Annotated in this window: 10 protein-coding genes; 7 read left to right on the top strand and 3 right to left on the bottom strand. The window is 71.2% G+C overall.

The features are described 5' to 3' along the window. Window positions 1-186: 186 nt before the first annotated feature. Together GH736_RS03245 and GH736_RS03240 are read left to right on the top strand one after the other, a co-directional pair. A complete protein-coding gene (locus GH736_RS03245) occupies window positions 187-1,197 on the top strand; it encodes a helix-turn-helix domain-containing protein (RefSeq protein ID WP_235933815.1) in 1,011 nt (336 codons plus the stop codon). Between the two features lie 181 nt (window positions 1,198-1,378). Next, the gene (locus GH736_RS03240) at window positions 1,379-4,546 is read left to right on the top strand and encodes a M14 family metallopeptidase (protein WP_159600223.1); all 3,168 of its coding nucleotides are present in this window, start codon (window positions 1,379-1,381) and stop codon (window positions 4,544-4,546) included. An 83-nt stretch (window positions 4,547-4,629) separates the two neighbouring features. On the opposite strand, the gene GH736_RS03235 is transcribed toward GH736_RS03240, so the two are convergent. Then, on the bottom strand, window positions 4,630-6,684 hold the full coding sequence (locus GH736_RS03235; RefSeq protein ID WP_159600221.1) for a COG1470 family protein: 2,055 nt from the start codon (window positions 6,682-6,684) through the stop codon (window positions 4,630-4,632). A 195-nt stretch (window positions 6,685-6,879) separates the two neighbouring features. Here GH736_RS03235 and GH736_RS03230 point away from each other — a divergent pair, with 195 nt between their 5' ends. Continuing rightward, a complete protein-coding gene (locus GH736_RS03230) occupies window positions 6,880-7,704 on the top strand; it encodes an MOSC domain-containing protein (RefSeq protein WP_159600219.1) in 825 nt (274 codons plus the stop codon). 11 nt (window positions 7,705-7,715) lie between these two features. Here GH736_RS03230 and GH736_RS03225 read toward each other — a convergent pair whose 3' ends face one another. Then, window positions 7,716-8,663, bottom strand: a complete 948-nt coding sequence (locus GH736_RS03225) for a LacI family DNA-binding transcriptional regulator (protein WP_235933816.1) — start codon at window positions 8,661-8,663, stop codon at window positions 7,716-7,718. A gap of 173 nt (window positions 8,664-8,836) precedes the next feature. Between GH736_RS03225 and GH736_RS03220 the strand changes: the two genes are divergently transcribed. From GH736_RS03220 to GH736_RS03205, 4 genes are all read left to right on the top strand, one after another. Further along, window positions 8,837-9,934 carry a substrate-binding domain-containing protein gene (locus tag GH736_RS03220; RefSeq protein ID WP_159600215.1) on the top strand — a complete coding sequence of 366 codons (1,098 nt, stop codon included), beginning with the start codon at window positions 8,837-8,839 and terminating at the stop codon, window positions 9,932-9,934. Window positions 9,935-10,060: 126 nt separating this feature from the next. Continuing rightward, window positions 10,061-11,101: an ABC transporter permease gene (locus GH736_RS03215; RefSeq protein ID WP_235933814.1), complete on the top strand. Its 1,041-nt coding sequence runs from the start codon at window positions 10,061-10,063 to the stop codon at window positions 11,099-11,101. Then, window positions 11,098-11,904: an ATP-binding cassette domain-containing protein gene (locus GH736_RS03210; RefSeq protein ID WP_159600211.1), complete on the top strand. Its 807-nt coding sequence runs from the start codon at window positions 11,098-11,100 to the stop codon at window positions 11,902-11,904. Before GH736_RS03215 ends, GH736_RS03210 begins: the two co-directional genes overlap by 4 nt. Further along, the gene (locus tag GH736_RS03205; protein ID WP_159600209.1) at window positions 11,901-12,254 is read left to right on the top strand and encodes a putative quinol monooxygenase; all 354 of its coding nucleotides are present in this window, start codon (window positions 11,901-11,903) and stop codon (window positions 12,252-12,254) included. The genes GH736_RS03210 and GH736_RS03205 overlap by 4 nt, the downstream gene beginning before the upstream one ends. 71 nt (window positions 12,255-12,325) lie before the next feature. Here GH736_RS03205 and GH736_RS03200 read toward each other — a convergent pair whose 3' ends face one another. Beyond that, on the bottom strand, window positions 12,326-13,288 hold the full coding sequence (locus GH736_RS03200; protein WP_159600207.1) for an NAD-dependent epimerase/dehydratase family protein: 963 nt from the start codon (window positions 13,286-13,288) through the stop codon (window positions 12,326-12,328). Window positions 13,289-13,293 lie beyond the last annotated feature (5 nt).

The following is a 13,293-nucleotide window of genomic DNA, read 5'->3' as shown; positions in this document are numbered from 1 at the left end:
CGCGGGAAGCGCGACGGCGCTGACGCCCGCGACGCCGATCGCCAGGCCGCTGATCGCGGCGGCGATCGAACGGCGGCGGCGCTGCGCGGCTGTTCTGCTGCTTTGTGGCATGGGGGAACCTCTCGCATGTGTTGCTGGCTTGCAAGCACGCTGCCACACCGCCACCGCTAGGGTGGTGGCGGAGACATGCCATGGCCGCGATTCGCCACGGCGCAGACGACGGGAGCGGCGCTCGTGCTCGACGCGATCGGACTGGACGACGAGCACACGTCGGTCTACCGGATGCTGCTCGCGACTCCCTCGGCCGACGTCGGCGAGATCGCCCGGTCGGCCGGCATGCCGGTGGCGCGCGTGCAGGCGGTGGTCGACGAGCTCGAGCGCATCGGGCTGCTCGCCAGGCAGGCGTCCGCCCCCGATCGGGTCGTCGCCTCGCCGCCGGCCCTCGCGCTGCGGCCGCTGCTGCTCGAGCGCGAGCGCCGGCTGACCGAGGCGCACGAGACGCTGGTGCAGCTCAGCGAGCTCTACCGCCAGGGAGCCGTGCAGCGCGAGGTGCCCGACGTCGTCGACGTGGTGCTCGGTCCCGAAGCGGTGCGACAGCGGCTGGGACAGCTGCAGGCGTCGGCCGAGCGGCGGGTGGACGCGTTCGTGCTGCGCGAGGTGGCGCTCATCGACGGCAGCGAGAACACCGAGGAGGACCGGGCGCTCGAACGGGGCGTGCGCTACCGGGTCGTCGTCGAGGCATCCGTCCTCGAGCGTCCGAAGTTCCTCGACCAGGCGAGGGAGGTGATGCCGCTGGGCGAGGAGATCCGCGTGCTGCCGGCCCTGCCGACCCGCCTGTTCGTCGCCGACGGCGTCCTCGCGCTGCTGCCGATGTACTCGCACGGCGATCGCAAGGTGTCGGGCGCCCTGCTGGTGCATCCGAGCGGCCTGCTCGACCTCGTGAACGCCATGTTCGAGGAAGCGTGGCGCGCGTCGACGCGGCTGGTCGAGGACGGTGGGCTCGAGAACGAGGTCGAGGCGATCGACCGCGACCTGTTGAAGCTGCTGCTCCTCGGGTTGACGGATGCCGCGGCCGGCGCGCAACTCGGCATCTCGGTGCGCACCGTGCAACGACGGGTCGCCGAGCTGATGGAGCGCGGCGGCGTCACGACGCGCATCCAGCTCGGCGCGGAGGCCGTGCGCCGCGAGTGGGTGTGACCGTGTCCGACCGCGCAGCAGATCGGCGTGCGGCGCAACGATCGGCCCGGTTGCGCTCTCCTGCTTGACTCCCCTCCAAGCCCGGGTCGATGATGAGCAAGATTCGGGTTTGCAGCCCGCTGCACCCGAAGTGCCGGGGGATCACCTCGACAAGAAGGTCATCGCGCACAAGGGAGTACGCATGTTCCGTCAGCTCGCCGTCGCCACCGCAGCCGCCCTCATCCTCACGGGGGTCGTCGCCAGCCCCAGCGTGGCGAGTCCGCCGCCACCGACACCGGGCGATGATGATCGCCTCGCGGTGTACTCGGGAACCGTGGATGCCGAGGGCATGGCCGCCATCATCGACCTCGGCGTCGACCGGCGCGAGCTCGTCACGTCGCCGAGCGGCGCCGGGTTCGGCCAGGTCGAGGTGCAGGTCATCCTGAGCGGCCAGCAAGTGGCGGAGCTCGCGGAGAGCGGCACCATCCTCGAGGTGCAGGCCGACCCGTCGGCGCAGCGACGATCGCTGCAGGCCACCGAGGGCGTGTTCGACATGTACAGCGGCGAGGGCGGCATTCGCGAAGAGCTCATGGCACAGGCCGCGGCGCATCCCGAGATCGCCGAGTTCCGGGTGATCGGCGAGACGCACCAGGGCCAGGAGATCGGCGCGGTGCGGGTGACGGCGAATGTCGAGAAGGCGAAGGACGGCAGGAAGCCGACCACGGTCTACGTCGGTGCGCAGCACGCACGCGAGTGGATCACGCCCGAGATGGTGCGTCGCCTGCTCGACCTCTACCTGACGTCGTACGGCACCGACCAGCGGATCACGGACATCGTCGACGACACCGAGCTGTGGTTCGTGCCCGTTGCGAACCCCGACGGCTACGACTACTCGTTCGAGCCGGGCCAGCGGCTCTGGCGCAAGAACCTGCGCGACAACAACGGCGACGGCGTTATCACGACGAGTGACGGCGTGGACCTCAACCGCAACTTCCCGACTCGTTGGGGCTACGACAACGAGGGCTCCTCGCCGAACCCCGCGAGCAACACCTACCGCGGACCCGCGCCGGCATCCGAGCCCGAAACTCAGGCGCTCGACCAGCTGTTCGCCGACCTCACGCCCGAGTTCCTCGTCAACTACCACTCGGCCGCGCAGCTGCTGCTGCACGGCATCGGCTGGCAGGTGGCGACCCCCTCGCCCGATGACGTGATCTACGAGGCGATGGTCGGCGACGACGTGAACCCCGCGATCCCGGGCTACGACCCCGATATCTCGGCGGAGCTGTACACGACGAACGGCGACACCGACTCGCATATGCAGGAGGCGTACGGCACGCTCGGGTTCACGCCCGAGATGTCCACCTGCGAGGCGGCGGCCGAGTCGGTGCCCGACGACGAGTGGGTGGCCGAGGAGGACTGCCAGTACCAGGGCTTCGACTTCCCCGACGACGAGAACCTGATCCAGGCCGAGTTCGAGAAGAACATCCCCTTCGCGTTGGCGGTCGCCGAGTCGGCCCTCGACCCGGATGACCCGGTGTCGGTCGTGAACCGTGATGCCGAGGACTTCCGCGTCGACACGTTCACGGTCTCGTACGGCGACCCGCAGACCGTCGCGGTCTGGGCGAAGCGAGCCCTGAAGGCCAAGACGATGCACTACTCGATCAACGGGGGCAAAGCCGTGAAGGCCCCCCTCGCCGAGTGGGCCGGAGGCGAACGCTACGGCTTCGAGAATGTCGACTACTACGCCGAGTACCGAGGCCAGGTGACGGGCGCGAGCCCGGGCGACACCGTCGAGGTGTGGTTCACGGGCCAGACCACCCAGAAGGACCTTCCGAAGGGCCAGAAGCCGAGCAAGGTCGAGAGCGCCCACTTCACGTACGAGCTCGCGCAGGACACGGGCAACTCGGTGCTGATCATCGCGAACGAGGACTACACGGGGTACAACCCCGAGGAGGCACCGCGCAACGACGGACCGAAGTACCTCGACGAGCACATCGCGGCCTTGGAGGCGAACGGCGTGACCCCGGACGTCTGGGATGTCGACGCGCAGGGCGTGCCGCACGACCTCGCCGTGCTCGGCCACTACGACGCAGTGCTCTGGTACCTCGGCGACAATCGGCTGACACAGGACGAGGAGGATGTCCTGACCTCGTACTTCGGCGCTCAGGTGCCCGACCTCGCAGTGGCGGAGCGCCAGCAGTACCTGACGATCGCAGTGCGCGACTACCTCAACGAGGGCGGCAAGCTCGCCCACGCCGGCGAGACGGCCGCGTACTACGGTCTCGGCGCAGCCCTGTTCGGCGGCATCTACTACGGCCTCGACGGCGCCCCGCAGGAGGACTGCGTCGTGACCTTCGACCAGTTCTCCGACTGCCTCCTGCTGGCCGACGACTTCACCCAATACTGGATGGGGGCGTACGACCGCGCGGCGCTCGACGCCGAGGGCGTTCTCGGCACGGCCGAGCCGCTCGAGGGCTTCGAGTCGCCCTTCGGCGGACCGGCCACGGTCGACAACCCGATCGACGAGGTCGGTTCGTTCACGCCGACAAGTGAGCTGCTCCCCGTCTCCGAGTTCCCGCAGTTCGAGAGCTGGGGCGCGGCCGATTACACCGACGTGACGGGCAGGATCGTGGCGGCCGAGGGTGAGATGGCCGCGGCGGCGACGCACGTCGACGACGGCTACCAGCGACTGAGCCGGGAGTACGACCTCACGGGGCTCACCGCGGCCGATGCACCCACGTTCCAGGCGCAGATCGCGTTCGACACCGAGGAGGGCTACGACCACGTCATCGTCGAGGTCCGGCCGGTCGGCACCGACGAGTGGACCACGCTCCCCGACGTGAACGGCGGAACGACGACGGCGGTGTCGCAGGAGTGCGAGGCGGGCTACTACATCGGCCTGCACCCGCAGCTCGAGCACTACCTGACGTTCGGCGACCCCTGCCTTCCGGCGGGCACCACCGGCGAGTGGAACGCCTTCACGGGTTCCACGGACGGGGCGTGGACAACGGTCGCGTTCGACCTCAGCGACTACGCAGGCGCCGAGGTCGAGGTGGTCGTGAGCTACGTCACCGACCCGGCCACCGGCGGAGCCGGCCTCATCGTCGATGACACCAAGCTCCTCGTCGACGGGGTCGCCACCGAGGCCGAGGGCTTCGAGAACGGCCTCGGCGCGTGGGACGTGCCGGGAGCACCCGCGGGGAGCCCCGTGAACCAGAGCGACTTCGAGCTCGCCGACGGTCTCGGAGCCGTGGTCGCGGTCACCGCGACGCCCGACACCCTGCTCTTCGGCTTCGGCCTCGAGCAGCTGGAGTCGGACGCCGCCCGCGCCGAAGTGGTGGCGCGCATGCTCGCGCACTTCGCCGGGTGATCGGCGACCGGATGCCGCGTCGCGGGTTCGCCCGCCTCGCGGCATCCGTCATGCGGGGCGCCCGCCCCACCCGGCGCCCGTCTTCAGTCGCGGGATCGCGCGAGCACCCCGCCGACGTAGCCGAGCACCGCGCCGAGCCACACCAGGACGATGCCGAACGCGAGCTGGGGCACGAACGCCGCGATCGCGAGGAACACGAGGAACCCGGCGCTCAGCAGCACGATGAGGATCGCCGACTTGCGGGTGAGCCCGCCCGACTTGCCGTTCAGGCCGAACGCCATCGTGATGGCGAGGATGAAGAGGAGGAGCCGCAGCGCAGGCTCGACGATCAGCCCGGGGTCGAGGCTCGACGACTGCACGAGCATCCGCACAAGCTCGACCGCGGGCAGCAGCGGCTCGAACTGGGCGAACCAGGGGCTGAGCGTGCCGATCACCACGAGCACCGCACCGAGGATCACGAGCCAGACGCTGAGCGGTCCCCTGCGGCTCGGCGCCGTCTGGGTGAGCTCCGCGTTCCCGACGAGCTGCTGCGTGCCGTCGCTCGCGCTGATCTCGAGCCGGCGCACCACCGTGCCGTTGTGGGGCGGATGCGGCGCCGTGACCGTCATCCACGTGTGCCCGGTCGTGCCGGGCGGAACCACGAGTTGCGGCGGGGCGAACGTCGCCCGCGCCTGCCCGTCGTCGGACCTGGCGGAGAACGCGACCTGCACGGCCTCCGCGCCGCGGCGGTTGTCGACGTCGACGCCGAAGGTGCCCTTGCCGTGGGTGCCGATGTCCTGCCGCTGCGGGTTGACGCTCAGGCTCGCGGTGGTGATGGCCGCGGCCGAGCTGCTGATCTCCAGCACGCCGGCGGCCTCGACATCCGTCGTGCCGTCGGAGGCGACGACGGTGAACGGATGCGACGCGCTCGTCCCTCGGGCGGGCAGGTTCGCCCGCACCCGCCCGTGGGCGCGAGTGATGTGCCCGGCGACGGCGACGAACCTGACCGGCGCGAAGGCGAACGCGAGGCGTTGCTCGGGGTCGGCACCGGTGAGCGTGACCGTGACCGGGGTGTGGCCGCCGCGGTTGTCGACGTTCACGTCGAAGTCGGCGTCCTGCGCGTCGAGGAGGCGCAGGGTGCTGGGCTGCAGCTGCATGCGCAGCGGCGCATCGACCGGCTCGGCGGCGGTCTGCTGCACGAGCGTGACGGTCGCGGTCACCGGTCCCTCGTCGTTCGTCGCCGAGATGGTGAGCTGGCGGTTCAGCTGCGCCCCGGGGGCCGGCGGCGGTGCGACGAAGTCGACGGATGCCTCGACGATGGCGCCCGCGGGCACCTCCACCACCTGGGGCGTGAACGTGAACCGCACGACCGACTCGGGGTCCTCGCCGGACAGGCCCACCGTCTGCGGGAAGTTCGCGCCGCGATTGTCGAGTCGGAGGGAGAACGAACCCGTCGCGGCATCCTCGAGCCGGATGAGCATCGGCCGCGCCTCGATCGCGAGGCGCGCCCCGCGCGGAGGGACCGTCGCGAGCACGTGGATCGTCGCCATCCGCTCGGGGTCCTCGAGCGAGCGCACGGTGAAGGTGAGCGGCCGGCGCTGCGCCAGCACCAGCACACCGGGGCGGATGGCGAGCGACAGGGTCACCGTGCGCGCCTCGCCGGGCATGAGGTGCGCGTCGGGCGGCGTGAGCTCGAGCCACGCCGGAGGGTCGACCGCGTCGATCTCGTAGCCGTCGACGATGGTCGACGTGTTCTCGATGAGGAGCTCGATCCTCGCGGGCGCCTCGGGCGTGAGCGCCACGTCGGGCGTCGCGACGGTGACCGTCGGCGGGTCGTGTCGGGCGGGCTTGCGCCGCGGCGGCTCCTGCTCGGGTTGCGGCGCATGCTCGGCGGCGGGCGGGGTCGGAGGCGTTGACGTGGGGGCCACCGGCGGCGGTTCGGCGGGCGACTCGGCAGGCTGGGATGCGACCGGCGCGGGCTGCGGGTCCGGTACCGCCGTCGGCACCGACTGCACGATCTTCGGGATGGTGCCCGTGAGCGCGTCGCCGTCGAGCGTCGAGCGCCCGACGTCCCACCCCAGGTAGGAGTCGCAGTTCACGCAGAACCGCGCCTCGGCGTCGTTCCTCGTGCCGCAGGTCTCGCAGATGCGTTCGGCCATGTCACCCCTCCGGCCGCAGCGTCGCGACGTCGGGCGGTCGCGATACCGCCGATGCTACGGACGCCAGCGGGGTCGCCTGCCGCATTGTGCCCGGACGGGCAGCGAACTGTGCGCGACGATGACGGTGACGCCACGCCGACCGCGCCGACACGACGCCGACGGCATCGGCCCCGGTCGCCGCGGTAGCGTGCTCTGATGCAGATGACCCGGCTCCGCGTCTATCCGGTCAAGTCGTTCGCGGGCCTCGACGTCCGCTCGGCCTCCGTACTGCCATGGGGGCTCGTCGGCGATCGACGCTGGGCCGTCGTCGACCCGGCGGGCGATCTCGTCACGGCGCGAGAGGCGAACCGCCTGCTGGCACTGACCGCCGAGTCGCTCGCCGACGGGGGCCTGCTGCTCGCCGATCGCGACGGCGGCGGCGCACCCCTGCTGGTCGACGAGCCGACGGATGCCGCGCCCGTCACGGTGACCGTCTCGCGCCAGGGCACCGCCCTCCCTGCAGGCGCCGAGGCGGACGAGTGGCTGAGCATCCGGCTCGCGCGCCCGGTGCGCCTGGTGTGGCAGCCCGACCCGCGAGTGCGCCCGGTCAATCCCGCCCACGGCGGCCTCGCGGACGACCGGATGTCGCTCGCCGATGCCGGCCCGCTGCTGCTCGCGAGCGAGTCCTCCCTCGCCCAGCTCGACCGGTGGACCGACGGCGGCACGCCGCCGCTCGACATGCTGCGGTTCCGCCCGAACGTCGTCATCGACGGCGACCCGGCCGAGCCGTTCGCCGAGGACGGCTGGCCGTTCGTGCACCTCGGCGACGTGCGCTTCCGGGTGAGCGGCGTCTGCGACCGCTGCGTCATGACGACGATCGACCCGGTGTCGCTGGCGCGCGGCAAGGAGCCCATCCGTACACTGGCGAAGCACCGCAGGTGGGACGGCAAGACGTGGTTCGGCATCTGGCTCGTGCCCGACCTCGACGCCTCGTCGGGAACCCACACCATCTCCGTCGGCGACCCGGTGACGGTCGGCTGAGGGCCGCCGGGTCAGGCGAGCGAGAGCATGAACGCGAGCACGAATCCCGCGGCGGTGCTGAGCGCGACGGCGGGGCCGCCATGCTCGTAGGCCTCGGGCATGATCGTGTCGGCCAACGCGGCGATGACGGCTCCGGCTGCGAACGCGAGCGGGAAGGAGACGACCTCGGGATCGCTGCCCGAGAGCGGGCCGGCGCCGATGACGACGGCGAACACGAGCACGGCCGCGCACGCGCCCCAGAGACCCATGATCTGCGGCATCGAGCGGCCCTGCTCCCGCATGGACGCCGCGCCCACGAGCGCCTCGGGCAGGTTCGACACGAAGATCGCGGCGAGCAGCGCGACGCCACCCGTTCCCTCGGTGAGCGAGATGCCGAGGGCGAGGTTCTCCGGCGCGCCGTCGAGCGTGGCCGCGGCGAGCAGCGCGAGCCCGGCTGCACCCCGCACGGACGCCGCCGTCGCAGGGCGGTCCTCGGCTGCGGCATCCGTGTCGAGCTTCGCGCTGCCCCGATACTCGTCGGCCGGCGTCGGATTCGAGCCCGCCTGGGCCCAACGGTCGAGGAGGGCGCTGAGCGTCGTGAAGACCACCGCGCCGACGAGCAGCCCGATGGCGGCGATCCAGATGCCGCCGCGCTCGTAGGCATCCTGGAACAGCTCGAAGCTCAGCGCCGTGATGAGCATGCCCGCCGCGAACGACAGGATGATCGCGAGGAAGCGCTTCGGCAGCGTGAAGCGCCCGCCGATGAACGCCCCGATCACGAGCGCGGCCGATGCCACCGCACCGAAGAGGAACGCCGTCCACATGCGCCCAGTATCGGCGAGCGGCCGCGCGCCGGTCAGCCCCTTGTGCGCGGCCGCATTGACTCTCGCGATCGTCGCCGCCGAGACGTTCGGCTCGCCGTTGATCACGCGCGAGACGGTCTTCACGCCGACGCCCGCGAGCGCGGCGACATGTCGCATCGTCGGCCGGGAGCGGCCGCCCCCGGAGCCTGACGTGTCCTCTGACAACGATGTCACGATCTGCTCTCCAATGTGCCAAGTGGACTTGACTATACACACCGACATGGTCTAGACCTAACGTGACATCGTTGTCAGGGCGACAACGGTCACCCACCACCAGAGGAGATTCGTCGATGAATCACGCAGCACCCGGCGCCGTTCGCCGCCGACTGATCGCCGTGGGCTCGCTCGCCGCGGCCACCGCACTCGCCTTCACCGGATGCGCCTCGGGCGCCACCGGCGGCTCGACCGAGGCCGGTGACGACACGGTCGGCGTCTCACTCATCGTGAAGACCACGACCAACCCCTTCTTCGTCGCCATGCAGGACGGCGCCGAGGCTGCCGCGAAGGACCTGGGCGTCGAGCTCACCATGGCCGCCGGCAAGGAGGACGGCGACGAGGACAGCCAGATCCAGGCCGTCGAGAACGCCATCTCCAAGGGCGACGCCGGCATCCTGATCACCCCGAACGGCCCCGCCGTGGAGGACGCGCTCGTCAAGGCTCGCGACGCCGGCCTGTTCGTCATCGCGCTCGACACCCCGCCGGCCGACCCCGAGTCGGTCGACATCACGTTCGCCACCGACAACTTCGCCGCCGGCCAGAAGATCGGCGAGTGGACCGCGGCGAAGCTCGCCGGCGAGAAGGCGACCATCGCCATGGTCGACCTCTTCGACGACAAGGTCGTCTCGGTCGACGTGGCCCGCGACCAGGGCTTCCTCGACGGCATGGGCATCGACCTGGCCGACGACACGGCCAACGGCGACGAGGAGGCATCCGGCACCTACAGCGGCGGCGACTACGAGATCGTCGGCAACGAGGCCTCGCAGGGCGCCGAGGACGGCGGCCGTACGGCCGCAGAGACGCTGCTCTCCAAGAACCCCGACATCAACGTGGTCTACACGATCAACGAGCCCGCCGCCTACGGCGCGTTCGAGGCCTTCAAGGCCGCCGGCGCGACCGACGACCTCATCGTGGTCTCCGTCGACGGCGGCTGTGCCGGCATCGACGCGGTGAAGGACGGCATCATCGGCGCCACCAGCCAGCAGTACCCGGTCAAGATGGCCGAGCTCGGCGTGAAGGCGATCCACGACCTCGTCACCAAGGGCACGACCCCCGAGAACAGCGAGGGCCTCGACTTCTACAACACCGGCGTCGAGCTCGTCACCGACGACCCGCAGGAGGGCATCGACTCGATCGACACCGCCGAGGCCGCCGACATCTGCTGGGGCTGACGCCCCGCACCGCACCGTGAGGTGGTGCGGCGTCGGCGACGACGGATGCCGCGAGCACGCGCCCGGGGCATCCGTCGACACCAACCGGGGCCGCACCACCGCACCACCGAACATCGGAGATTTCACGTGAGTCAGCACACGACCGAGCCGCCGACGGCGGCACTCGACCTGGCCGAGGAGTTCCTCGACCGAACCACCCCGCTCAGCCGCATCCGAAACACGCTGCACCGCTACCCGGCGATCAGCCCGGCCATCGTGCTGGTGCTGTCCGTCATCGTGTTCGGACTGCTCAACGAGCGCTTCCTGAACCCGGCGAACCTGTCGCTCATCACGCAGCAGGTGGCCGTGGTCGGCACCCTCGCGGTGGCCCAGACGCTCATCATCCTCACCGCGGGCATCGACCTCTCGGTCGGCGCCGTGATGGTGCTGAGCTCGATGGTCATCGCCCAGACCACCGTGCAGGCCGGCCTTCCGGCGCCGGTCGGCCTCTTCCTCGGCCTCCTCGTGGGACTCGCCGCGGGCGCCCTCAACGGCGCGCTCGTCACCCGGCTCAAGCTGCCGCCGTTCATCGTGACCCTGGGCACCCTGAACATCTTCGTCGCGCTGACGCTGCTCTACTCGGGCGGCGCCACCGTGCGCGGCGGCGAGATGCCCGCGCTGCTCACGTGGACGGGCAACACGTTCAACGTGCTCGGCGTGAACTTCACCGTCGGCGTCGTCATGATGCTGCTGCTCTACGTGGTCATCGCCTTCATCCTCGCGAAGACGGCGTGGGGCCGGCACGTGTACGCGGTGGGCGACGACAAGGAGTCGGCCCGCCTCGCCGGCATCAGCGTGAACCGCGTGCTGATGAGCGTGTACCTCGCCGCGGGCGCCATCCTCGCGCTCGGCGCGTGGATCCAGATCGGCCGCACCAACGCGGCCTCGCCCAACGCCGGCACCGACCTCAACCTCGACTCGATCACGGCCGTCGTCATCGGCGGCACGAGCCTCTTCGGCGGTCGCGGCACCGTGTGGGGCACCCTGCTCGGTGCCCTCATCGTGGGCGTCTTCCGCAACGGCCTCTCGCTCGCGGGGCTCGACGTGCTCTGGCAGACCTTCGCGGTCGGCGTGCTCATCATCGTCGCCGTCTCCGTCGACCAGTGGATCCGAAAGGTACGCAAATGACCGACATCATCGCATCGGATGCCGCGGGCGGCGCGCCCGTGGAGACCCGCACTCCCATCCTCCGGGCCCGACGTCTCGTGAAGACGTTCGGCCGCGTCGTCGGCCTCGACGGCGTGAGCCTCGACCTCTACCCGGGCGAGGTGCTCGCCGTGATCGGCGACAACGGCGCGGGCAAGTCCACGCTGATCAAGTGCCTCACCGGCGCCGAGATCCCCGACGAGGGCGAGATCTTCCTCGACGGCAAGCCCGTGCACTTCAAGCGCCCGCAGGACGCGCGGGCCGCGGGCATCGAGACGGTGTACCAGAACCTGGCCGTCTCGCCGGCGCTCGACGTGGCCGCGAACCTGTTCCTCGGTCGCGAGGAGCGCAAGCGCGGCGTGCTGGGCTCCGTCTTCCGCGTCGTCGACCAGAAGGGCATGCGCCAGAAGGCGAAGGACGAGCTCACGGCGCTCGGCATCTCGACCCTGCAGGACGTGACCGTGCCCGTCGAGAACCTCTCGGGCGGGCAGCGCCAGGCCGTGGCCGTGGCCCGCGCGGCCGCATTCGGCTCGAAGGTCGTCGTGCTCGACGAGCCGACGGCGGCGCTCGGGGTGCGCGAGTCGAACCAGGTGCTCGAGCTCATCAAGAACCTGCGCGAGCGCGGCATCCCCGTGATCCTCATCTCGCACAACATGCCGCACGTCTTCGAGGTCGCCGACCGCATCCACATCCAGCGGCTCGGCAAGCGCGCGGCGACGATCACGCCGGAGTCGCACTCCATGACCGACGCCGTGGCGATCATGACGGGAGCGGCCCGGGGATGAGCTGGGCGAGTGAGGACGGCCGTGTCGAGCTCGTGGCCCGGTTCACCGCCCTGCCCGGCCGCGAGGAGGAGGTCGAGCGCCTCCTCCTCGATCTCACCGCGAAGGTGCGCGACGAGCCCGGATGCCTCGCCTTCGAGCCGCATCGCGTCGGTCCTGCTCCGGCGGGGTCGGGCGCCTCGCCCGGACCCGAGCCGATCGGCACCGGCTTCGTGGTCGTCGAGGCCTACCGCGACGACGCGGCGTTCGCCGAGCATCTCGCCGCCCCGTACGGCGCCCCGTTCAACGCGGCGCTCGGGCCGCTGATCGAGGAGGACGGCTCGGTCCTCACGTTCCTGACCCGGCTCGGCTGAGCCCGACCGCCCGAACCCGGCGGCGGCGCCCTGCGCATGACGCGGGCGCCGTCGCCGACCTCGTTCCGCCGTCAGGCGTGCGCGGCCCGGTACGCCTGGAACGTGCGGTCGAGCGCCTCGTCGATCGGAGTCGCCCGCACGCCGAGGGCCGCGATGCGACTCGAGTCGACGACGAACGGCTCCTCGAACTCGTAGGCCATCTCGAGGAGCTCCCGCACCGTCGGGTTGACGAGGCCGACGGCTCGCAGCGCGAGCTTGGGCAGGCGCCCGATGCGCGGCTCGGCGCCGGCGAGTCGGAAGAACGCCTCGACCATCACGCGACTCGTCCACGGCTGCGGGTCGTTCGGCAGGTGCCAGGCGGATCCGGTCACGCCGTCCGCGGTGCCGAGCACCGCCAGGCCCTCGCCGATGTCGGGCAGGTACGTGTAGCTGTGGACGAGGTCGGGGTCGCCGAACAGGTCGACGCGCTTGCCGGCGACCACCGCGTCGAGCACCCGGTCGCCGATGGGCGACGCGATTCCCGCGCCCGGCCCGTAGTAGTCGGACGCCCGCCCGCTCACGACCTGGACACGCCCCTCGCGGTGCGCGGCCCAGAGCTCGTTCGCCATGTCCAGCCGCACGCGCCCCTTGCGGGTGTGCGGCCGCTGCGGGCTCTGCTCCGTGAGCGGCCTCCCGCCGGTGCGGCCGTACGAGTACACGTTGTCCATGCTCACGAGGCGGGCGCCGTTCGCCTCGGCGGCGGCGAGCACGCCGCGCTGCAGCGGCGGGAAGTCCTCGGCCCACCGGTGGTAGACCGGATTCAGGGTCTGGTAGACGGATGCCGCGCCGGCGGCCGCGCGAGTGGCGAACGCGGCATCCGCGGCATCACCCGTGATCACCTCGACGCCGGCCAGCGCTGCGGCATCGGGGCCGAGCGCATCGCGGCCGCGGCGGTTGACGATGCGCACGCCGAGCCCGCGGGAGACCAGGGCGAGGGCGGTGGAACGGCCGACGGGGCCCGAGCCGAAGACGACATGCAGACGGGCGTCGCTCATGGTGC

The organism is Agromyces humi (genome assembly GCF_009720255.1).
Classification (GTDB): Bacteria; Actinomycetota; Actinomycetes; order Actinomycetales; family Microbacteriaceae; genus Agromyces; species Agromyces humi.
The sequence above is the reverse complement of the archived record's forward strand: the minus strand, read 5'-3'. Positions and strand labels throughout refer to the sequence as shown.